Genomic DNA, 23315 nt, shown 5'->3' on the forward strand with positions numbered 1-23315 from the left:
CGGTTACCTCTTACTTTCGGCTCATATCGCACCAGTTTGCGCCTTGACCAGTAACATTTCGGCGAAGCAGGTTCGCAATTTTGCGAACCTAACTTCGCTGTAGTAGGGAAGTTAGGTTGGTTTTAGTCTAGAGCGAAGCAGGTTCGCAATATAGCGAACTTAACTTCGCTGTAGCAGTAAGTTGAGACTGGTCTCAACAGCCGAGCGAAGCAAATTTCGCAGTTGGAGAACCTAGGTTCACGAGTAGCGAAGATCACTTCGTTATTTGCAAATTACCTGGCGATCGAGGTCATTACAGCGAACTTTGCTTCGCAAAATAGCGAAGCAGCTTCGTTGCAGCAAAAAGTGAACGGTTACCTCTTACTTTCGGCTCATATCGCACCAGTTTGCGCCTTGACCAGTAACATTTCGGCGAAGCAGGTTCGCAATTTTGCGAACCTAACTTCATTAGAGCATCAAGTTGAGGCTGGCGGGCAGTGCCGAACGAAGCAGCTTCGCAATATAGCGAACATAATTTCGCTGTAGCAGGGGAGTTGGGTTGGTTTTAGTCTAGAGCGAAGCAGGTTCGCAATTTTGCGAACTTAACTTCGCTGGAGCAGTAAGTTGAGGCTGGCTTCAGCAGCCGAGCGAAGCAAATTTCGCAGTTGGAGAATCTAGGTTCTCGAGTAGCGAAAATCACTTCGCTATTTGCAAATTACCTGGCGATCGAGGTCATTACAGTGAACTTTGCTTCGCAAAATAGCGAAGCAGCTTCGTTGCAGCAAAAAGTGACCGGTTACCTCTTACTTGCCGCGCATAACGCACCAGTTTGCGCCTCGACCAGTAATATTTCGGCGAAGCATTTTCACTCAGATCAGTGTGAGAACAGTTGATTTAAAAAGTAAAGTTGAAGTTGTTACAGTTGAAGTTGTCCCCTAGCCTTTTAGCGAAGCCAGTTATGTTGCAGCAGTGAATTGAAGTTAGTTTTACTCTAGTCCGAATCCGCTCGTTATAGCCAGATGCCTAGGCAGTACAAGGCACTGCTTCCCCTGATTCAGACCAGAGAAAACAGGGTACATATGCTAAACATATTGGCGGACAAAGGGGAAAACATATGGAAAAGGACAAGCTGAATGCTTTTATAAAAATAAGCGTAGCCGTATTACTCGTATTGGCGATCATCTATATGGGATCGTTAGTTGATTTTCTGTTCAAACCCATCGCATCATTGATTGCGATCATGACCGTGCCTTTGATGCTGTCGGTATTTTTTTATTACTTACTGCGGCCGCTCGTTAACTGGATGGAGCGGAAAAATCTGAAGCGGACGCTTGCCGTCATCATCATCTATGCGATGATTGCACTAATTTTTGCTGGGTTTGCTGTAATCGTATGGCCGTCGTTGCGCAGTCAATTACTTACTCTAGTTGAAGATGCACCGGATTTATTCGCCTCCTTAAGTAAGCAGCTGCAGGAAATCGAGCAAAACGGAAAATGGAGCCGATGGTTTCCTGAAGGCGGAAATCCGCTGTCGCAAATGACGGACTACTTGAATAAGGGCTTTACTTTCGTCACCAATTATATATCGAACGCGGTAGCTGTTATTTCGAGTATTGCTATCGTTATCGCAATTTTCCCGGTTATTTTGTTCTATATGCTGAAGGACAGCGGGAAATTCAGCAGTCGTATAATTAAACTCATGCCAGCCCGATTTCAGAAAGATACCGCGGAGGTTGTCACAGAAATCGATCATTCGCTCAGCGGATTTATCGTGGGCAAGGTGCTCATTAATTTAGCGCTGGGCGTACTCATGTATCCCGGCTTTCTGCTGATCGGTTTGCCGTATGCGCTGCTGCTTACTGCGGTAGCGGTTATTTTGAATTTTATCCCGTTTATCGGTTCCTTTCTATCGACGATTCCAATCGTTATCATTGGTTTTATTGAGTCGCCATCCATCGCAATCTGGTCGCTAGTCATCATTTTCGTGGCGCAGCAAATACAGGATAATCTTATTGCACCTTATGTTTACCGCAAGCAATTGGACATTCATCCGCTTACGACAATAATACTCGTATTGGTGGGCGGCGATCTGGCAGGCATGGTGGGCATACTACTCGTCATTCCGGTCTATATGATCATCAAGATCATCGCCGTAAAAATATATCGCCTGTATATTCAAAAGCGCTGGGAGGCGCTCTAAAAAGCGTCGCCAGACAGGCTGCTAGTGCTATGCAGACTTCATTGGCGGTGCAGAATCCGCCGCAGCATTACGCACAGGGAGCAGCACGTCGCTCGCTAGTCTTGACAACAGACAACATCATCACTATGATTAGAATGAACGTTCGATACAATCTTCGTTTCTGTTGAATCTAAGGCAAGGAGGTGCACCTATGTTTGAAAAATACAACAAAGTACAGCAAGCGGTATTGCAAACGACGCTGCAAATCATCAATGAGAAAGAGCTTCAGGCTACGTCCATGGCGCTTATCGCCAAACAATCCGGCGTGTCGACAGGCAGCATTTATCATTATTTTTCCAGCAAGGAAGATATTATTAATGAGCTGTACAAAGGGATCGTGAAGTTCAACGGGGAGTTTGTCACGAACGGTCTCGATACGGATGAACCGGTTCGGGTACGTTTTGAGCGTGCTTGGAAAAAAGTATTCGAGCTTTGTATGACCTATCCGCTAGGCTTTCAATTTATTGAGCAATATTCGTTCTCGCCCTATATTTATGATTCTTCGAAGCAAGAGGCATACGCAGGGGGCTGGTGCGGACGGTTAGCTAAGCTCTATGCGGATGCAATCGGCCAAGGGCTGATGATGGATATGGAGCCGAAACAGATGGTTCAGATGAATTATGGCTCAATTGTTTATTTGGTGAAGGGGCATCTCGAAGGCTATTTCAACTTAAATGAAGAAACGATTCAGAGCGTGATTGATTCCAGCTGGAAAGCAGTAAGCCGATAATGTGACGAAAGGACTGCAATGAATGCGGTTTTTTCTTTTCACAAAATTAGAATGAACGTTCGATCTAACTCGTCATTTCAGCTTCACGGTCATTTCGATTAAAGTTTTGCCGCTCTATTATTCGAATCACTTATTTATTTAATCATTATGCAATCATTCGAGGAGGAAAAGAAAATGAGCAAAACGATTTTTATTACAGGCACAAGCAGCGGACTGGGCAAACTGACGGCGATTCATTTTGCAAAACAAGGCTGGAATGTAGCGGCAACGATGCGCTCACCGGAGAAGGAAGAGGAGCTGCTGAAGTACGATAATATTAAAATATTCAAGCTGGATGTGACGGATAAAGCCCAAGTGAAAGCAGCCGTTGCGGATGCCATTCAAGCTTTTGGCCAGATTGATGTGGTTGTCAACAATGCCGGTATGGGCGCTTATGGACCATTAGAGCTGGCGGAAGAGGATGCGATTGACTGGCAGTTCGCGGTTAATGTTAGAGGACCGATTAATGTTATCCGGGCGTTCCTGCCTCATTTCCGTTCGCGGAAAGGCGGCATGTTTATTAACATTAGCTCCTTAATGGGACTGACAACAGCGGTGCCGGCCGGCTCATTGTACAACATGTCGAAGTTCGCGCTGGAAGGCTTGATCGAAGGGCTTTATTATGAGCTGAAGCCGCTGAACATTGAGCTGAGACTGGTGGAGCAAGGCGGCTCTTCCGGCAACAGCTTCAACAGCAGCATTATTTGGAGTCAAGATGAAGAGATTACTGATTACGATGCGATTACCGATAAGGTGAAGGAAAGGTTCAGCCAATCGCTGGACGAACCGCAGGATGATCCGCAAATCATCGTAGATGCGATCGCGTCCCTGGCTACAGGAGAAAGCCGGAAATTCAGGACGCTTGTCGGTGAGGCAAGCAATGGACTGGTAGCGATGCGCAACTCGATGCCGATTGAAGAGTATTTGGAGACGATCGCCGCTAATTACAAATAAGACGAATAGATGATTTGATTTTGCCTCCTATCCGTTACAGGAAAGGAGGCTTTTTTTTGCAGCTTTTACAATAATGCAGGTCGTTGACCGGAGCTCTACAATTCTCGTGTAGAATAAATCATCTTGTCTAAACTTTGTTCAATTCGATCTAAAGCTGTCTTTTAATATTGCAAGGACTCTGAAGAATAGATCATGTTTTTATTGTTCTGTGCATGTATTTTGCAACTTCCATTGTGTAGCATAAACATATGAATTGCCTCGGAAAACAGGAGACAGCTGCACAGTTCAGCCGCTCAACTTAAACCCCTACATCATGTGTGTACCCCAACATTTTCCCGCAGAGCAGCAATTAAATAAATGCCTTACGACTCTTGCTGCTGCATTCTGCATCTTTCCTGTTCATCTTTTAAATCTAAAAAGTTCAAGCCGCTACCTAGCGTTATAGCCTTTTTTATAAAATGTAAGTTTTCATTGTCAGCGAGTCTTTCGCCTCGGTAGGCCCATCAAAGTGATCTGAATCCCTTAAAATCAGTGAAGGGGGTGAGTTTCGGCCGACTTATTTCAACCATTTATGAATGCGCTTTCAAATGAAAGGGGGTGAAATCTAACAAAAACTGAATTCCATAGTTCTTGAGGTGATCGTCAATCATATTTACTTTTCAGGCAGGGGAGTCAGAAAAAATTATAGGAGGAATTGAAATGACAGTAAGCTTCTCTTATCAGGGATTGGCGTACCAGCTAAAGAGGTTGTCGCTCGTATTATTATTAATTGTTTTCACATTTACAGGCTCATTAGCTTCCTATGCTGGACAAGCACAAGCAAGCTCCGGCATCTCGTTCTATGTGGCGGCCGACGGAAATGATTCGAATCCTGGCACATTGTCTCAGCCCTTTGCTACCCTTGCTGGAGCACAATATGCAATTCGAGCTTTGAAAACGGCCAGCGGTCTTCCGGCGGGAGGGGTTACCGTCTATTTAAGAGGCGGGGAGTATAATCAGTCTGCGACATTTATATTAACGCCCGAAGATTCGGGCAGCGCAGGCTCGCCGATTGTCTATCAATCATACCCGGGAGAAACTGCAGTCATTACAGGCAAGCAGGAAATAACAGGGTGGAGCTTGCTGGGCAGCCCTTATCCAGCGGGTCTCCCTGCTTCGGCTCGCGGTCATGTATTTGTGGCGGATATATCGCCGGGCTGGAGGTTTCACTCCATGTTTGTCAACGAGGTTAGCCAGCCTGTAGCAAAGACGGTACAAAGCCCCGACTGGACAGCGTGGCCGCGTCTTACTACAGCGGGCAGCCCAAGTTCGTCCGGCCGATCCATTACTTTTCCTGCAGGAGCTCTTAACCATGTACCGGGCAACAGAGATGCCGAGATTGCGATGACTACAGCATGGTGGTGGAATATTGTAGCACCGATCGATTCGGTTAATCCCGCTAACCATACGGCCAAGCTTCAAAGCAAGGCTCCCGTGCAATATGCGGACATGCTCTCGCTGGATGGCGGTTACTATAATTTGCGCAATGCGCTTCCGGTACTTGATCAAGCAGGAGAATGGGTTGTCGACTCCGCTGCCGGAAAAGTGTACTACTGGCCAACTGACGGCACAATGAGCGGGAAGACTGTTTTTGCACCCAAGTTAAACGAAATTGTACGTCTGCAAGGGGATGAGGAAGCGCAGAACTGGGCCAAACAAGTCGAGTATGTGGAATTCCGGAATCTTCACTTCATGTATTCGGATCGTACGCCAGAGGATCAATACAATCCGGATTGGCTGGTGCGGAACGCCGAGAATCCGGATGCCATGATCTATATGCAAGGGGTAAGCCATATTGTCATGGACAGCAATCTCATTGCATACTCTGGTTCGCAAGGCATTGCACTCGATCACTATGCGCAAAATGTGACGCTAACTCGCAATGAAATCGCGTATTCCTCCTCAGGAGGCATCCAGATAACGGGATACGGCCCCGGGGACGTAGATGTAAATAAAAATCATATTATCGAACGAAATCACATTCATGATATGGGGCTAGACTATATGCATTCTGGACCTTTATCGATTTACGGCAGTAATCATAATACGGTGCGGTACAATTATTTTCATGACAGCCCTTATGCCAGCATCTCGATTGTCGGCATGCCGCATTTTCAAATGAATGATCCTTCTGTGATAGACACTACCGACTCGTATGGGAACAATCAGGCGATCTATCAAGCGAGATGGACAGAGGTGGCTGCACACCGGCCATATGATCAATATTCAAATATCCCTTACTTGCACTCAGGCGATAATCTGATTCAGTACAACATTCTGGACAATTATATGGAATCGATGCATGATGGGGGCGCCCTCTATACTTGGGCAGCGGGAGCGGACATTTTATGGGATCAGAATGTAGGAACGAGTCCTTTGAACAAAGGGGTTTCACTCTATTTCGATCTGGCTACTGCCTATCTTACGGCAACGAATAACATTTTTTGGAGCCCTGGCGATTTGCTCTTGGATATATCGGGAAATTCGACCAATGCTTCTATTAACAATTCGATTAGTGCGACGAATAAGCCGGCCGGCTATGACCTGCTGCGTAACACAATCATTAATGCCGGAAATGCTGCCGGCGGGTGGTTAGGTGCAAATTTGACACCTGTAGTCATTCCGACGTCAGCAACATCGATTATCGAAGCCGAAAGCTACAGTGCTGAACAGGGAACTCACACCTATAGCGTGGGGGCCGGGGTCTATGTGGGGTCACTTGATAACGGAGATTGGCTCCGATACGACAATATCGACTTCGGTACGGGTAATTCAGTTAATGGGATCCATGTCAGTGCTGCAGTAGACCCTGCCAATGCTGGCAAACAGCTTGAATTGCGGCTGGACAGCATAACAGGAACATTAATCGGTACAATCACAATTAGCAATACGGGAGGCTGGAATACGTTCACGACGCAGACGGCGTCCATATCAGGCGCAAGCGGTGTGCATGATCTGTTCCTTGTTCCGAAAGGCAGCGGGGTTGCCAATGTGGATTGGTTTACATTCTCGACAACAGCAGCCTCTGCAATCCAAGCTGAATATTACAGCACCTCACATGGTGTTCAGGCTGGCAACGGCGGTACAGGAGCCTATTTAGGCTGGATTGATGAGGGTGACTGGATTAGTTATAACAACATTGATTTTGGCAACGGAGAGCTGAATCAATTTCAAGCTAGTGCTGCTGTTGATCCGGGTTATGCCGGCAAACAAATCGAGTTGAGATTGGACAGCAAGACGGGTCCGCTGATCGGCACCTTCACATTCAGCGATACAGGAGGCTGGACTTCGTTCCAGACGCAGACTGCAGACGTATCAGGTGCTAGCGGTGTTCATAATCTATTCCTTGTCGCCAAGGGCAGCGGAATCGGTTTTGGCAGTATAGACTGGTTCACCTTTAAAAAAGCAACCAGGTACGAGGCAGAAAATGCGGCATTAAACGGCGTCGTTATTGAAAATCTTAGCTCCGCATCGAATGGGCACAACATCGGCTACTTTGACAATATTGGCGATTATGTTAATGTTACACCGGTCGTCTCAGGAAGCACATTATCAATCCGTTATTCGAATGGCAATTCATCGGCCAAACAGGCCAGTCTGTACGTCAATGGCAGCAAAATTCAGACCGTTACCTTCCCTGCTACAGCGGGCTGGACTGACTATCGTACATTAACGGTAAATGTACCTGTCAGCGGTAGTGTGAAATTCCAAATTGACAGTGCGGATAAGACGGTAAACGGCGCTCATTCATGCTGTAATATTGATTATATTGTTATTAGTTAAGGAAGACGCAGTGCAGGTTGACCGGATAAACAACAGCTAGACAGATTAGGAATAAAATGGTATGATAACTTCACTAATGAATGAAGGGAGCTGGTCACAATGACAAACTTTACACTTGGATGGTTAGACAATGTAGACAGCTGCCACTCATTCCATCGATCGGATTTTTGAACGTAATTTTCGAGCGACGATGAGCCCGGGCAGTATAGTCCGGGATTTTCTATGTCTGTTTTGACAGCGCGTAGAGTCCGGGCATGCGGAGTGTCCCGGGCTCTTTTTGTCGTACTCATCAAACAAACAGGCGAAGGAGCTTGATCGAAACAGTGAAGGAAAACTTATTGGAGCAGTACGGATATACGGAAAATGAAGGTAACAGCGCCCTCACAGAATTGCCGGAGCGGCAGCTGCATTTGGAGCCGGCAAGAATAATTGCCCAGCATAAAAACTACTATCAAGCGGCAACGGCTCACGGTGAAATAATCTCGCATTTGTCCGGAAAATACCTTTTCGCAAACGGTGCAGCAGGAGGCTTCCCTGTAGTTGGCGACTACGTACGGGTGAAAGTGTCGGAAGAGAAGGACCGGGCGGTTATTCATGAGCTGATGCCCCGCAAGACGATGTTTTACCGCAGGAACAACTTTGACAAAAGCGAATTGCAGGTGTTGGCGGCTAACTTCGATACGATATTTATTTGCATGGCGCTCAATCGCGATTTCAATCTTACCCGCTTGGAGCGGTATGTCATTATGGCAAGGGAAAGCGGGGCGGATATTGCTGTTGTGCTGACGAAGGCGGATCTGTGCGATGATCCGGGCAGCCAAGCGGTAATCTGTGAAGCGGTGTGTCCGGGTATTCCTGTCTATACCGTCAGCGCCCAAGAAAAGATAGGGATGGAGCAATTGCATCCGTACTTTGGGAAGGGAAAAACAGTGATCGCACTTGGCTCATCCGGTGTGGGAAAATCCAGTCTGGTGAACGCTTTGTTCGGCGAGGCAGTCATGGAGACTTCGGAAGTCCGGGCAAGCGATGACAGGGGGCGTCATACGACCGTACACCGGCAAATGATCGTTCTTCCGGGCGGCGGCTTGTATCTGGATACGCCAGGGCTGCGGGAGGTCGGAATCGCGGATGCGGCAGAATCCGTATCGGAGCAATTTGCCGATCTGGAAGAGCTGCAGCTGCAGTGCAAATTTAAGGACTGCCGGCATGAGCAGGAGACGGGCTGCGCCGTCAAGCGCGCGCTGGAGGAGGGCAGGCTTACGCCTGACCGGCTAGCCAAATATAGAAAGCTGTTGAAGGAATCAGCCTTTGATAAGGTCAAAAGCCGCTATCTGTATGAGAAATGGCAAGCCTCCAAAGCCTTCTCCAAGCAATTAAAGAAGCAGAAAAAAGGGCGAAAAGAAAAGTTCTGACTTCACGCTGTTATTAGGCTCCCGCGAAAGCGGGGGCTTTTCTCATGCCGAATTGCTGCCTTCTATGTAAACAAGCTTAATTTCGTCCACCTTTTTTAAATAATTAGAATATATAAAGCGCTTTCATTTCGCTACACTGAAACTGTCTACAATCAAACGATAAGGAGTGATGTAGTTTGAAAGCAATGATTCGCAACAAAACGAAGAAGGCGGTGGCGGCAGTTCTTACGATCGGAATGCTCATTCCGTCGCTGTTCGTTGCCCAGCCTGTACAGGCGGCTGCGGAGTCGGTATCGATCGACATGAGCCAGACCCTAGGCGCGCCTACCTATCGGGGGACAGGATTTCTCTATGGCCTAAGCGAAAATGGAAGCGCTCCCAGCGGAGCGCTGCTATCCGATCTCAAGCCGAAGCTGTTCCGCGGCGGCGGCGCGGGACTGAACGGCGGCGCATGGGCGGTAGGCGGCTATAACGGCTACTTGCCGAGATTCAATTCGGTAAAAAATCAGTACAACCGGGTAAACGCGCTTGGAGCGACTTATCAGATTCTTGTCAGCGATATTTGGGGCTCTGACGGAAGGACGATACCGAACAATAACGATCCGATATTTCCGGGCGACAATGGCAGCTGGACCTCATGGAACCAATTTATCACCCAGCTTGTGAATGATAAAATCGCGAACAATATGACGAATGCCAGATATGACATCTGGAATGAGCCCGACGGCGCCTATTTCTGGCCTAGATCGGAAGCGCAATATTTCGAGATGTGGAAGCGAAGCGTCCAGCTTATCCGCTCACTGGATCCCAATGCAGTCATCGTTGGCCCCGGATACGGCGGCTTTAATGCGACTCAACTGAGCAATTGGCTGGATTATGCGAAGAACAACAATGCGCTGCCGGATATTCTCGACTGGCATTTCAGCGCTGACCCTGTGGCTGATGTTCAAACGGCGCAAAATTTGCTCAATGCTAAAAACATCACGTCGATTAATGGTTTTACGATCGGTGAATATATTTGGCCTGGGGAGCAAAATGCAGGCTACACCGCATGGTATTTGGCACGTTTAGAGAAATCTGGAGTTCTCGGCGCGAATCATGCTATCTGGGATCATTGCTGTGACCAGGGGCTGCTGGATGATATACTGACGCCGGACTCGCAAAAGAAAGGGCAGTGGTGGACGTATAAGAGCTACGCCGATATGACAGGAACACTCGTTGCCACTGTACCTTCGGCGAAAATTGACGGTGTTGCAAGCAAGGATGCAGCTCAGCAATCTGGTCGTATTCTGCTAGGCAACAGAGGCGGTTATATCGGCAATGTGGATGTCAGCATCAACAATCTGAATACGGCATCCTATCTGGTTGGCGCGAATGGCAAAGTAAGGGTAACCGTCTCTCGCATTCATAATGTCGATCCTGTCACTGCGCCTGATGTTGTGCAAGTGTTCGATGCGGCAGTGACGAGCCAATCCATCCAGATCACGATTCCATGGCTTTATGCAATGGATGCATATTCGATCACGCTATCACCTTCGACTACTACAGGTGAGCAAAGCAATGAATACGAAGCCGAGCAAGCGGTATTGTCTGGCGGCGCTAAAGTAATGTCCGACCATACAGGCTATACCGGCACAGGCTTTGTAGCAGGCTATGAGTTCCAGGGCGCATCCACGAAATTTACGGTACAGGCTCCGGCACTTGCCAATTATGATGTAACCTTGCGTTATGCCAATGGCTCTGGGGCGTCCAGATCATTAAGCGTCTATGTAAACGGGGTTAAAATCAAACAGACAGCGCTTGCGGCTTTGTCGAATTGGAACAGCTGGGGGACCAAAGCAGAGACGCTGAAGCTGCAGGCTGGCAGCAATACGATTGCCTATGTATACGATGCAGGGGATAGCGGTCCGGTTAATCTGGATCGGATTCATGTTAGCGCTCCATCTGCCAGCGGAGCAACGATTCCGGGTAAAATCGAAGCGGAGAGCTATATCGGCATGCTCGGCATTCAGACGGAGCCGACAAGTGATGCCGGGGGCGGCTTGAACGTTGGCTGGATCGATAATGGAGACTGGCTCGATTATGGCGTACAGGTGCAGAACAGCAGCGCATATACCGTATCGCTGCGGGTAGCAAGCCCGAACAGCACCGGTCAAATCCGGCTGCTTGACGGCGCCGGTTCGGTGCTGGCGACGATTGCGGTTCCGAATACGGGCGGCTGGCAAAACTATCAGACGATTACGCAGACGGTCAGTCTGCAGGCCGGTTATCAGGTTCTCCGGATTCAAGCGCCAACCGGCGGCTTTAACTTCAACTGGATGGATTTCGCGGCCTCATCCGCGCCGGTATCCTTTATTTATCAGGCGGAATATGCGACCTTAGGCGGCGGGGCTAGAGTGATGAATGACCATGCCGGTTATTATGGCAGCGGTTTTGTAGCGGGTTATGAATCTGCAGGAGCTTCTACTGCATTTGCGGTTAACGTATCGGCGGCAGGAAACTATAATACCGTGCTTCGCTACGCGAATGGTTCGGGCAGCACAAGGACGGTAAGTATTTATGTCAACGGCGTCAAGATCAAGCAAACTTCGTTGACGGCTCTGGCGAATTGGGACAGCTGGGGAACGAAATCAGAAAGCCTGAATCTGCAAGCAGGCAACAACACGATTATGTATAAATTCGATGCCGGCGATAACGGACTCATTAATCTGGATCAAATCCAGGTTAGTCAATAGAGCGGGGGTTGAACAAAGGAAGTCCGGAGCAATCATTCGCTCCGGACTTCTTTTGTATAGCGATATCGAAATTATAGTTCCAGTCTGCGGACGCTTTCCCGTTGAATGACATCAGTAGCCAGCATGACATGATGCGATACGTCTTTGCCCTCCAGCAGATCGATAAGCACCTGAGCGGCTGCAGTGCCCAGCTCATATTTGAACTGATGGACAGTGGAAAGCGCCGGCGTGCAGTAGGCGGTCAGATCAATGTTGTCGAAGCCGATAATGGAGATGTCATCCGGCACTTTTTTGCCCATTTCCTTCACGCCTTGCAGCGCACCGAGCGCCATCAGATCGCTTGCGCAAAAGATAGCCGTCACTTCCGGCCGTTCTGTCATAATCCGGCGGACCGCTTCCTTGCCGCCTTGCTCAGAAAACTGACCGTTCAGGACGAGTGTTTCGTCAAACACCATACCGGCTTGATCTAGCGCTTTGCGGTAGCCTTCGAGACGAAGCAAGCTGACGTCGGCTTGGGCATGCCCATTAATCATCGCAATCTGGCGATGTCCATAATCAAGCAAATGGTTGACCGCAGCGAGAGCGCCGTTCGTATTATCGGATGTGACGTATGCTACGTTCGGTCCTTGGAGAGTAATATCAATAAGAATGCAAGGAATTTCCGAGGATACGATTTCTTTCAAGTAAGGGTCGTCGAGCCTGATCCCCATAATGATAACGCCGTCGACACCGCGTTCCTGGCATAACGTTTTGTAGGATTTGATGGACTGCTTCTGCGGCGTCGTGCTGAATAAGACGAGATCGTAGTCCAGCTCACCGGAGCGGTCATTGATGCCGCACAGCACCTCATAGGCGATATTGTCTTTGCTGCTGTCACGCGTAATGTTGGATAACAGCAAGCCGAGCGTTTTCGTTTTTTTCGAAATGAGCGACCTTGCAGCCATGTTGGGACTATAGCCTAATTCATCGGCGATCGTCTTGATTTTGAGCCGCGTACCTTCGTTCACGTCGTCATATCCATTCAAGGCGCGGGATACCGTCGTAACGGATACGCCTGCTGATTTGGCAATGTCTTTAATGGTGACCATCGAATACCTCCAAAATCGTTAAAAAAATTAAAATATAAATTCGGGGTTGTAAATGCTTTCATCATGATCTATAATTCACATTATAACGCATCCGAAACGTTTTGGAAAGTTTGCTGGCGCCATTTTCATAACGGGATGCCCATTTTTTTGACGTTGATCCGAAACGTTTCGGATGCTCGTGATTAAATAGCTGTTACAGCAAGAAAAGAGGGGAAAGCTTGGATTATCGAGTCATCAAAGAGAACGACCTGTTTCTAACGACGGACAAAAACGGCGACATTCCGCAAGGTGATACTTCCGGTCTGGGACTGTACACGAAGGACACGCGTTTCCTTAGCAGAATGGAAATCCGGATTAACGGACGGAGCCCGATTCTGTTGTCCTCCGCTGCCGATGAAAACTATATTTCAACGATTCGTTTGACCAATCCGCATATGGAGGAGAACGGCGAACTGATTCTATGGAGAGAATCGGTCGAAATCGAACGCACCCGTTTTATTTATGACGGAGGACTTTATGAAACGTTCAAATTGACGAGCTATTTTCCCAAAGCGATTCAATTCGATTTCTCGGTGCTTCTTGATGCGGACTTTGCCGACATGTTCGTTGTTCGCGGCTTCCAGCACGGAGACCTGGGCAGCAAATCAGGCGAAGAGCAAGGCGAACGCCAAAGAACGATTGGCTATAACGGTGCCGATGGCGTCCGCAGAGAAACGAAAATCAAATGGGATACAGCGGAAAGCCGCACGAACGAAAACGGCGAGCTGCATTTCGATGTAGCGCTGAATCACCGGGAATCGGCGTCTATTACTTTCTTTGTCGCTCCCGTTGTGGATGGAGCAGCCCCTGAGCAGCATGAGCCGCAGTATGCGATGGAAAAGCTTAGACAATCCTATGCGGAGTGGAACGGTTCGACAACGGTCGTGAGCAGTGATAACGCACTGTTTGACAAGCTTTATTTCCGGGGCGTTCAGGATTTGCGTGTATTGCTTACCGATATAGGCTACGGCTCATTTCCGGTAGCGGGCTTGCCTTGGTATTCCGTGCCGTTCGGCCGTGACAGCTTGATTGCCGCGCTGCAGATGCTGTCGCTTAATCCGGAGATTGCCAAAGGTACGCTGCTGACGCTGGCGGCTTATCAAGGCAAGAAAGAGGATGAGTGGCGGGATGAGGAGCCGGGCAAGGTGATGCATGAAATTCGTTACGGCGAGCTGGCCGGAACGAACCAAGTGCCGTTTACCCCTTATTACGGAACGATAGATGCGACGCCGCTGTTTTTGCTGCTGGCAGCCGAATACTATCACTGGACTGGTGACAGCGATTTTATCGTCTCGCTAATGCCGCATTTGAACGAAGCGCTCGCTTGGATTAAAGAATACGGCGATTATGACAATGATGCGTTTGTTGAATACTATCAGAAGTCTTCCAAAGGCATCGCTAACCAAGGATGGAAGGATTCCGCCGATTCCGTCGTTCACAGCAACGGCGATTACGCAGAAGCGCCTATCGCGCTCGTTGAGGTTCAAGGTTATGTCTATCAGGCATTGACCCGTCTCGCACCGATATTCAGAAGCCTGGATCTGGCTGCACAAGCAGACAGCATGGAAGAAGAAGCAGAGAGTCTCCGCGAGAAGTTCGAGAGCCAGTTCTGGATGGAAGATGAGCAGTTCTATGCCATTGCACTGGACAAAGACAAGAAGCGTGTAGATTCAGTTACTTCCAACCCGGGACATATTCTGATGTCGGGCATTGCATCGCCGGAGCGGGCTAAGGCAGTTGCAGAAAGACTGGTCGCTCCTGACATGTTCGGCGGATACGGCATCCGGACAATGAGCACCGATGCGGCGGGCTATAATCCGATGAGCTATCACGACGGAAGCATATGGCCGCATGACAATTCGATGTGCTTGCTTGGACTAAGCAGCTCCGGCTTCACGAAAGAAGCGATTACGGTTATGCAGGGCTTGATGAAAGCTGCTGAAGGCTTCGAATATTACAGATTGCCTGAGCTTTATTGCGGTTATGACGATACGCTGGGATCGCCGGTACCTTATCCGGTAGCTTGTTCGCCGCAAGCATGGGCCGCAGGCACGCCGCTCACTTTCGTGCAATCGCTGCTGGGATTGAAGCCTGACGGCTTAAACCGCCGGATCACACTCACGCCGTCCCTGCTCGATGGAATGAACGAGCTGAAGGTTGATCATATGCGAATTGGCAACGGTACGTTAAGCTTGCGGATTTCGCGCGGAGAAGACGGGGCAGTCGTGGAAACGCTGTCTAACTCGACTGGCTATGAGCTGGTCATTGCCTAGGCAACACGAAACATTTTTCATATAGATAAAGCTCACATTACTAGGGAGGTTTTAAGGTATGAAGAAAAGATCAGGTTTTGCAATTGTTGCTTTAATTTTGTCTGCAGTATTGGTATTGTCCGCATGCGGCAAAAGCGGAGGAAACGCTAACTCACCGGAATCGACATCCGGGAGCAACGGTTCAAAAGAGCCCGTTACGGTTACGCTAGCGGGATGGGGCGCAAGTCCGGAAGAGCAGGAGCTGCTCAACCAGACGATCCAAGAGTTTGAGACCAAGCACCCGAACGTAAAGGTCAAATATGAAGTAATCGCCGATCAATACATGGATGTCATCAAGACGAGACTTATCGGCGGCGAAGGTCCCGACGTCTTCTATCTGGATGCCTTCGAAGCGCCAGGCCTTATCGAGCGCAACGTTCTGGAACCGCTGGACAGCTACGTAACACCGGAATTTGACGTAGCTGACTTTGACCAGCCGATGCTGGATGCGTTCAAGCAAGGCGGAGTTACTTACGGCTTCCCGAAAGACTCCTCGACGCTTGCTATGTTCTACAACAAGAAAGACTTCGCAGATGCGGGCATTACGGCTCCGCCAGCTACATGGGAAGAGCTTCAAGCGGCTGCAGTTAAGCTGACGAAAAAAGAAGGCGACAAAACGGTTCGTTACGGCTTTGGCGTTGCACCTGAGCTTGCCCGTCAAATGTTTATGATTCAAGCGTTTGGCGGCAAAGTGGCAGACGAGGAAGGAAACGCGGCGTTTGCTTCGCCAGAAGCGCTGAAAGGTCTGCAGCTGGTTACGGATATGCACAATGTCGACAAATCTTCCGGCGAGCCTAAAGAAGTAGGCGCTGGATGGGGCGGCGAGATGTTCGGCCAAGGCAAAGCTTCCATCGTATTCGAAGGAAACTGGGCGATTCCGTTCCTGGAGTCGAACTACAAGGACCTGGATTACGGCACAGCCGAGCTTCCAACCATTAATGGCAAAAAAGGAACGATGGCATTCACCGTTGCTTATGTCATGAACAAAGAATCGAAGAAAAAAGAAGCAGCTTGGGAACTGATCTCGTACTTGACAGGCAAAGAAGGCATGAAGACCTGGACGAGCAAAGGCTTTGCCCTGCCAACCCGGAAATCGGTCGCAACAGAGCTTGGTTATGACAAGGATGAGAAACGCGGAGCAATCGTAGCCGGTGCTTCCTATGCAACACCATGGCAAGCAGGTTCGACGCTTCCGACAATTATGAGCAACTTCAACAATCAATTCGTGGACACCTTTATGGGCAACTCGAAGCTTGAGGATGCGATGAACAAAGCACAAACGACTGCGAACAAAGAAATCGCAGCAGCGAAATAAGGGGATGGAGGAGGGGAGATGCCAAATCTCCCTCCTCCATACTTTTGAGTTGGTAACGAAAGGAGAAGAGCATGCATGTCCCAAGCCTCTTCATGGAAAAAGAAACTGCGAAACAACGCGACGGGCTATCTGTTTCTGCTTCCAACGATATTAGTTCTTGGCACTTTTTTATTCTTGCCTGTCTTTTATTCACTCTATCTCTCTGGACATAAAGTGAATCTGCTGGGCGATGTCAGCTACAAATGGGTCGGCTTCAACAATTTCTCCCGGATGGCGGGAGACGAGCGAGCATGGATCGCACTGAAAAACACGGCATCATTTGCAATATTTGTTGTGCCGCTGCAAACGGCATGCGCTATCTTTTTGGCAGTCATATTAAATGCAAAGCTTAAATTTAAAAACTTTTTCCGCATCGTCTTTTTTATGCCTACCGTTACATCCTCTGCGGTATTATCACTTATCTTTATGTGGATTTACAATTCGAACGGTTTATTGAACCGGTTGCTTGAATTCATTGGATTGCACGGCTACAACTGGCTTGGAGATCCTGCGGTCGCCATGAAGGCGATCATGCTTATGAATATATGGTCTACCGCTCCGTTTTTTATGGTCGTCTTTCTGGCAGCGCTGCAGGATATTCCTGACGCTCTCTACGAATCGGCGATGCTCGACGGGGCAGGCGCATGGAGAAGATTTATTTCCATCACACTGCCGCTGCTTAAGCCCGCTACCTTCTTTACAGTCGTCATGGGCTTTATCGGCACGTTCCAGCTATTCGATCAATCGTATATTTTCTCGGCAGGCTCCGGCGGTCCGAACAACTCGACCTTGACCGTTGCGCTGCTCATCTATCAATATGCATTCAAAAATCTTGACTTTGGCTACGCATCAGCGCTGGCAGTCATGCTGGCTGCGGTCATCTTGCTCGTCACGCTGATTCAGCGCAAGCTGTTTGCCGAAGAGAAGCTGAACTAGGAGGGCGATAAAGTGGTAATCCAACAAACCAAATGGGGCAAAGTGATTCTCTACTTCCTGTTGTTTGCTTACGGCTGTGTTACGGTCGCGCCCTTCCTATGGGCGTTGTCCTCTTCGTTCAAGCCGCTGAGCGAGATCGTATCGGGAGGCATCAATTTTATTCCGAAGCAGTTTACGCTGCAGAACTATTACGATATTTTCGTTAAAGAACCGCTATTTATGCGCTGGATGTATAATAGTGCGCTCATTGCCGTCGTAGCGACAGTGTGTAACACGCTGTTCAATTCCATGGCGGGCTATGCGCTGGCCCGGATTGATTTTGCCGGAAACAAAATTATGTTCGTGCTCATTCTCGCGGTGCAAATGATTCCAGGTCAATTGACTATCGTGCCTGCGTATTTGATTATGAAGCAGCTTGATTTGCTGAACACCTATGCGGCATTGACACTGCCAATGATGGCGAATGCGACGTTCATCTTTATGATGCGGCAGTTTTTCCTCAGCTTCCCTAAAGAGCTGGAGGAGGCTGCAGCGATGGATGGATTGAACCGGTTCGGGGTGTTCTTCCGCATCGCGTTGCCGCTTGCTGTACCGGCTCTTGCTGCGCAGACAATCTTCGTCTTCATGGGCGCATGGAATGAGTTTTTGAAGCCGCTCATGTTCATGTCGGATAAGTCGATGTTCACACTGACGTTGGGTCTTAATACGTTTAAGGGCCAATATATTAGCCACTGGAACTATATTATGGCAGCCTCCATGGTATTTACGCTGCCGGCTTTGCTCATCTATGCCTTCTTTAATCGTTTCTTTATTAAAGGCATTACGTTTACGGGCGGCAAGTAATACAACGAACACGAAAAGACGGCTCTCATTCCGGAATGGAAGAGAACCGTCTTTTTTTTGCGCATGGCGGGCTTTTGAATGAAAACGCTGCCTAAACCTATGAAATGGTACTCAAAACAGTCAGATTCCGGCCTAAATAATTAAATTTTGAACTATTCAGGGAGCAATTCAGCGTTCATAATAGACGATAGCAATATATTCCTACAGCTAGCGAAGGAGCGATTTCGACGATGACGCTGATTCAAACAAATGCAAAAGTGCTTTTTCAAGGGGACAGCATTACCGATGCAGGAAGAGACAGAGACAACGCTTCCCATTTGGGCAACGGGTATGTACATATTATTGCGGAGAAGTTCGCCCGGCTTTATCCCGATCATAACGTAACCTTTCTTAACCGCGGCATAAGCGGTGATCGTGTTCCCGATCTGACACGCAGATGGGATGAGGACTGCCTTGATTTGAAGCCGGACTGGCTCTCCATTTACGTGGGCATTAACGATACCTGGCGCAGATATGACAATAATGATCCTACGTCAACTGAGAACTATTACGAGGGCTACCGCAAGCTGATATTGCGTACGAAGGAAAACAGCGACGCTTCGCTGATTCTGATCGAGCCGTTTGTATTGCCGAATACGGAAGACCGCCATGCATGGCGTGAGGATCTGGATCCGAAAATCTACGCGGTTCGCGAACTGGCGCGAGAATTCCGCACGCTGTATGTGCCGATCGACGGCCTGTTTGCTGCAGCGAGCACGCAATCGCCAATTAGCGAGCTGGCGTCGGACGGCGTTCATCCTGACCGTCTGGGACAAGAACTGATCGCTAATGCTTGGCTGAACGCTGTACAAGCAAACGGTTAATTTATTGAATGACATCAAAGAACCGGCTCCTTTACGCAAAGGGGCCGGTTCTTTTTGTCATACCTTCATTGGTAAAACTAGCCGGATGACTCGGTATGACGGATAAATGAGAGGACGATATCTTGAGGATGATCGCCAAAGGCCGAGCCAAACAGATTCATGCCGTTGCGGTTGACGGCATCGGTCTTAACTTCCAGCCGGACACGGATAGGCTGATTGAAGGATAATGCCAGCTCATCAATTGTTGTTGGCGAGGAGCTGGAGCCGTTGATGAGGCTGCCTTGGCGGTTGACCCGCCATTCGGTAAGCATGCCGTATTCGGTTCCGCTTCTCCATCGCTCAGGAGTCAGCTTGCCTTTACGATCGCCGTAGTCGCTGGGGCTCGTCCAATTGCCGATCGGCAGGTCATTGATCGTCAGCGAAATGTCGGAGGGCCAGTCCTCACATGATCCTGCAGCCTCGGAGCAGAGCTCAGCCCGCAATGCGATCTCGTCAAGCTGAACGCCGGGCGGCATCGGATTGGCGAAATAATATTCCACGTAGCCTGCACCGGAGAACCATAACAGCGCGGCATCTGTACGCTCCGGCATGTAGAATACGCGCGGATCATCGGATGAGCCGATAATAGCCCCTTCGCGATTTGCCATACCGCAGGTCGGCTGCACGGAGCATGTGGCATACATGCCGATTGGCATATGTATTTCTTCAATCCGGTGCAGCCCGTCACCCGGCTTCGCCGGCAGCTCCAATACGATGGAGCGGCAGGTGACGGAGCAGATTTTCTCCCGGTTGGCACCTTGCCAGGAAAGGATCAGATCGGCTTGCTCCAGCATTTGAACATTGATGGAGACGGTCGGCTGGGCGACGCCTAGTGCATCGGCTAATTGACCGACGCTCATTGGCTTGTCGCCCAGCGCCTCCAGAATCCGTACGCGCACGTCGCCTGACAATGCTTTGGCGATCTCGACGATACGCGAGGATGGAAAACGGATCGTTTCTTGCTTGGTTTCATTCATTTTCGCAGCCTGCTTCCCTTTGAATCTTATTAGTAATAGTGTACAACGATTTTTGTATATTGTAAATTTATAATATACATTGTGTTTTTGTTATATTGCTGATATGATGACGTTAATTCCAATGATGAAAGGTTGTGTAAGCTTGGCAACTCCTTTGTTAACAGCGGTTGACCATGCAATTCCGCGCCCGGAGTACCCGCGTCCTGATTGGCAGCGTACGGATTGGCTTAATTTGAATGGGGCTTGGCAATTTCAGTTCGATAACGGTAATGAAGGGCTGGAGGACAATTGGCAGCATAAGGCGGATTTCGAGGAGATAATTACAGTACCGTTCTCATGGTCAAGTCCGTTATCCGGAATAGGAAGAGATGAGAAAGGAATCGGCTGGTACCGGCGATCGCTGAGCTGGAGTCCTGCTGCGGCAAACAGCAGGCTATTCCTGCGGTTTGGGGCTGTCGATTACGCATGCGAAGTATGGATCAACGGTGCTGCAGCCGGCTCCCATCGAGGCGGCTACGGCACCTTTGAATTCGACATCACCGGCGTCTGGAATTCCGGCCAGGAGAATGTCATCGTCGTACGCGTGGAGGATTTCGATCGGGACCATCAGGCGCGCGGCAAGCAAGGCTATGGCGAGATTCGCGGCATTTGGCAGCCGGTATGGCTGGAGGCCCGTCCTCAAGCTTATGTGGATAGCGCTAAGTTCAATACGTCTATAGACGGAACCGTGAAGGTTACGGCTGTCGTAGAATCCGCTATCGAAGGCGAAGCGGCCCAGCTTCTTTTCCAGTTCGGGGGAACCGCAGTCCAGCATGAGCTGCCGCTTCAGCTCCAAGCCGGGCGCAATGAAATCGAGACTAGCTTCATGATAGAGGAGCCTCGGCTCTGGAGTCCTGAGAATCCGTATTTATATGAAGGAGAGCTGAAGCTGGCAGGAAATTTCGGCACCGATGTAATCAGCACCTATTTCGGTATTCGTGAGATTGGCACTGCCAAATTCGGAGAACGGGATTACAAGTGGATTACGTTGAACGGCAAGCCGGTTTATCTCAACGGCACGTTAGATCAGTCCTATCATCGCACGGGCTACTTTACATACCCGACCGATGAAGAGATGCGCGAGGACATTTATTTGATGAAGCGGCTGGGGCTGAACTTCGTCCGTATTCACATTAAGCCGGAGGAGCCGCGCAAGCTGTATTGGGCGGACCGGCTTGGCCTGCTGGTCATGGAGGATATGCCTTGCTTCTGGGGCAACCCGGATGAAACGGCTAGAGCGGCATATGAAAGCGAAGCGGCAGAGACGATTCATCGCGATTATAATCATCCCAGCATCATTGCTTGGGTCATGTTCAATGAAACCTGGGGATTGAAGACAGGAGACAGCGAGACTGGACTGACAGGCGGCTCGCAGCTAAGCAGCTATTTGCCGGAGACGCAGGAATGGGGCAGACAGCAATATCGCTGGGCGAAGCAGCTTGATCCGACGAGAATCGTAGAGGATAACTCGCCTTGCAACAATGATCATGTGGAGACGGACATTAATACTTGGCATTTCTATATGAATGGATACGAGCAGGTTCGCACTCATTTGAATGAAGTCGTTAGCCAGTCGTTCGCAGGCTCATCCTACAATTATATTGGAGGCAATACACAGACGGATGCCCCGCTTATGAACAGTGAATGCGGCAATGTATGGGGCATCGATGACGGCGGCGCCGGCGACAGCGATCTTGCATGGCATTACCGCTATATGCTTAATGAATTCCGGCGGCATGACAAGCTTTGCGGATTTGTGTTTACCGAATTCCGTGATGTAACGAATGAATTCAACGGCTATTACCGGCTGGACGGAACGGATAAGCATTTCGGCTACGAAGCTTATGTACCGGACATGACGCTGCGTGATTTGCATACGGCTGACTTTGTTGTCATCGACGCGCCGCCATGCCAGACGGTAAGCACCGGAGACTCCGTAACGCTTAAGCTGCATCGTTCCAGCTACTCGGACCGGTATCATGGACAGACCTTGTATATCTTATGGGAGCTGTGGCATGACAGATTGGGGACGAGAATCACCGACGGCCGCGGCTCATTCGGCGTCACTTGGTCCGGCTATGGGGTCTCCGCTCTTCCAGAGCTTTGCTTGTCGATGCCCATGGAAGACGCTGCAGCCGTCTTGGCGCTGCAGCTTGTTGACGCAGAAGGCAACGTAATAACGCGGAACTTCACTACTTTTGATGTACGAAGCGGTCAGAAGGACGGACAATACAGCTTGGAGGGCCAGTGGCTGAGCATTCCTGTCGCCGGCTATTTGGAGCACAACTTCAACTATGAATGGAAGGCTCTCGGGGGACATAAAGTGAACGGCGGCGAAGCAGGCAAATTCGTCTACGAGGTTGTGCTGCCGGAGCTTGAACAGGAATCGCTGCTGAGTGAGATCGAAATTATGTTCGAGGCGAGCGCAAAACGGATGCTGGCGCGCAATCGTGAAGGAGTGCAAATTCATCAGCATGGTATTGAATTCATGCATGGTGCCAATGCTAACGTAGAGTACAACCCGAATACGTATTATATGACAGATGAAGAGGTTCATAGCACAGACCTGTCAGTTGTCATTAATGGAGTAACAGCATCCGAATTCCGTCTGCAGGATGATCCGGCCGACAGCCGGGGGATGTTGTCTTGGCACTATCAAGCGACGGACAGGAAGCTGGAGGAGGGCGGCTCCTACGGTTATTTATGCAAGGTGATCGTACCCTCCAGGCTCATGGCGAAGCTTAACGAAAGCAGGCGCTTTACGTTGGAGCTGCAAGCGGGAGACGGAGGCTTAGCGCTATATGGGCGCAATGCAGGGCGATATCCGATCGATCTGCTGATCCGATACCGTTGATCCATAACGATAGAAGCAATAGACGATTTCACAGGCTTCAAGCATCGCGCTTGAAGCTTTT

Annotated in this window: 14 protein-coding genes; 12 read left to right on the plus strand and 2 right to left on the minus strand. The window is 49.3% G+C overall.

Annotation, left to right across the window (positions count from 1 at the left end):
• Positions 1-1093: 1093 nt before the first annotated feature.
• The 6 genes from ACFVVF_RS00125 to ACFVVF_RS00150 all read left to right on the plus strand — a co-directional run bounded on the left by ACFVVF_RS00125 (position 1094) and on the right by ACFVVF_RS00150 (position 11910).
• The gene (locus tag ACFVVF_RS00125; protein ID WP_387804288.1) at positions 1094-2179 is read left to right on the plus strand and encodes an AI-2E family transporter; all 1086 of its coding nucleotides are present in this window, start codon (positions 1094-1096) and stop codon (positions 2177-2179) included.
• A 190-nt stretch (positions 2180-2369) separates the two neighbouring features.
• Positions 2370-2948, plus strand: a complete 579-nt coding sequence (locus ACFVVF_RS00130; protein ID WP_387804290.1) for a TetR/AcrR family transcriptional regulator — start codon at positions 2370-2372, stop codon at positions 2946-2948.
• 174 nt (positions 2949-3122) lie between these two features.
• Positions 3123-3941: an SDR family oxidoreductase gene (locus ACFVVF_RS00135; protein WP_387804291.1), complete on the plus strand. Its 819-nt coding sequence runs from the start codon at positions 3123-3125 to the stop codon at positions 3939-3941.
• 699 nt (positions 3942-4640) lie between these two features.
• Complete coding sequence (locus tag ACFVVF_RS00140) at positions 4641-7763, plus strand: carbohydrate-binding protein (RefSeq protein ID WP_387804293.1); 3123 nt, start codon at positions 4641-4643, stop codon at positions 7761-7763.
• A gap of 323 nt (positions 7764-8086) precedes the next feature.
• A complete protein-coding gene (rsgA, locus tag ACFVVF_RS00145) occupies positions 8087-9175 on the plus strand; it encodes a ribosome small subunit-dependent GTPase A (RefSeq protein ID WP_387804295.1) in 1089 nt (362 codons plus the stop codon).
• 185 nt (positions 9176-9360) lie between these two features.
• The gene (locus ACFVVF_RS00150; RefSeq protein ID WP_387808691.1) at positions 9361-11910 is read left to right on the plus strand and encodes a carbohydrate-binding protein; all 2550 of its coding nucleotides are present in this window, start codon (positions 9361-9363) and stop codon (positions 11908-11910) included.
• A 71-nt stretch (positions 11911-11981) separates the two neighbouring features.
• Here ACFVVF_RS00150 and ACFVVF_RS00155 read toward each other — a convergent pair whose 3' ends face one another.
• Complete coding sequence (locus ACFVVF_RS00155) at positions 11982-12998, minus strand: LacI family DNA-binding transcriptional regulator (RefSeq protein ID WP_387804297.1); 1017 nt, start codon at positions 12996-12998, stop codon at positions 11982-11984.
• Positions 12999-13216: 218 nt separating this feature from the next.
• Here ACFVVF_RS00155 and ACFVVF_RS00160 point away from each other — a divergent pair, with 218 nt between their 5' ends.
• The 5 genes from ACFVVF_RS00160 (at position 13217) to ACFVVF_RS00180 (ending at position 19345) form a co-directional block, all read left to right on the plus strand.
• Positions 13217-15310: an amylo-alpha-1,6-glucosidase gene (locus ACFVVF_RS00160; RefSeq protein ID WP_387804299.1), complete on the plus strand. Its 2094-nt coding sequence runs from the start codon at positions 13217-13219 to the stop codon at positions 15308-15310.
• Between the two features lie 58 nt (positions 15311-15368).
• Positions 15369-16664, plus strand: coding sequence for an ABC transporter substrate-binding protein (locus ACFVVF_RS00165; RefSeq protein WP_387804300.1), 1296 nt, complete (start codon positions 15369-15371; stop codon positions 16662-16664).
• Positions 16665-16739: 75 nt separating this feature from the next.
• The gene (locus ACFVVF_RS00170; protein WP_188891857.1) at positions 16740-17639 is read left to right on the plus strand and encodes a carbohydrate ABC transporter permease; all 900 of its coding nucleotides are present in this window, start codon (positions 16740-16742) and stop codon (positions 17637-17639) included.
• An 18-nt stretch (positions 17640-17657) separates the two neighbouring features.
• Positions 17658-18482 carry a carbohydrate ABC transporter permease gene (locus tag ACFVVF_RS00175; protein WP_387808693.1) on the plus strand — a complete coding sequence of 275 codons (825 nt, stop codon included), beginning with the start codon at positions 17658-17660 and terminating at the stop codon, positions 18480-18482.
• Between the two features lie 230 nt (positions 18483-18712).
• Complete coding sequence (locus ACFVVF_RS00180; protein ID WP_387804302.1) at positions 18713-19345, plus strand: SGNH/GDSL hydrolase family protein; 633 nt, start codon at positions 18713-18715, stop codon at positions 19343-19345.
• 77 nt (positions 19346-19422) lie between these two features.
• On the opposite strand, the gene ACFVVF_RS00185 is transcribed toward ACFVVF_RS00180, so the two are convergent.
• Positions 19423-20361: an ArsR/SmtB family transcription factor gene (locus ACFVVF_RS00185; RefSeq protein WP_387804304.1), complete on the minus strand. Its 939-nt coding sequence runs from the start codon at positions 20359-20361 to the stop codon at positions 19423-19425.
• Between the two features lie 142 nt (positions 20362-20503).
• Between ACFVVF_RS00185 and ACFVVF_RS00190 the strand changes: the two genes are divergently transcribed.
• Positions 20504-23254, plus strand: a complete 2751-nt coding sequence (locus ACFVVF_RS00190) for a glycoside hydrolase family 2 protein (protein WP_387804306.1) — start codon at positions 20504-20506, stop codon at positions 23252-23254.
• Positions 23255-23315: the final 61 nt, after the last annotated feature.

It is taken from the genome of Paenibacillus sp. NPDC058174, assembly GCF_042883865.1.
In the GTDB taxonomy this organism is placed as follows: Bacteria; Bacillota; Bacilli; order Paenibacillales; family Paenibacillaceae; genus Pristimantibacillus.

Coding starts and splice junctions, on each gene's coding strand:
- ACFVVF_RS00170 (WP_188891857.1), top strand. CDS start 16,740: ATGTCCCAAGCCTCTTCATGGAAAAAGAAACTGCGAAACAACGCGACG.
- ACFVVF_RS00185 (WP_387804304.1), bottom strand. CDS start 20,361: ATGAATGAAACCAAGCAAGAAACGATCCGTTTTCCATCCTCGCGTATC.
- ACFVVF_RS00135 (WP_387804291.1), top strand. CDS start 3,123: ATGAGCAAAACGATTTTTATTACAGGCACAAGCAGCGGACTGGGCAAA.
- ACFVVF_RS00140 (WP_387804293.1), top strand. CDS start 4,641: ATGACAGTAAGCTTCTCTTATCAGGGATTGGCGTACCAGCTAAAGAGG.
- ACFVVF_RS00130 (WP_387804290.1), top strand. CDS start 2,370: ATGTTTGAAAAATACAACAAAGTACAGCAAGCGGTATTGCAAACGACG.
- ACFVVF_RS00125 (WP_387804288.1), top strand. CDS start 1,094: ATGGAAAAGGACAAGCTGAATGCTTTTATAAAAATAAGCGTAGCCGTA.
- ACFVVF_RS00155 (WP_387804297.1), bottom strand. CDS start 12,998: ATGGTCACCATTAAAGACATTGCCAAATCAGCAGGCGTATCCGTTACG.
- ACFVVF_RS00165 (WP_387804300.1), top strand. CDS start 15,369: ATGAAGAAAAGATCAGGTTTTGCAATTGTTGCTTTAATTTTGTCTGCA.
- ACFVVF_RS00180 (WP_387804302.1), top strand. CDS start 18,713: ATGACGCTGATTCAAACAAATGCAAAAGTGCTTTTTCAAGGGGACAGC.
- ACFVVF_RS00150 (WP_387808691.1), top strand. CDS start 9,361: ATGATTCGCAACAAAACGAAGAAGGCGGTGGCGGCAGTTCTTACGATC.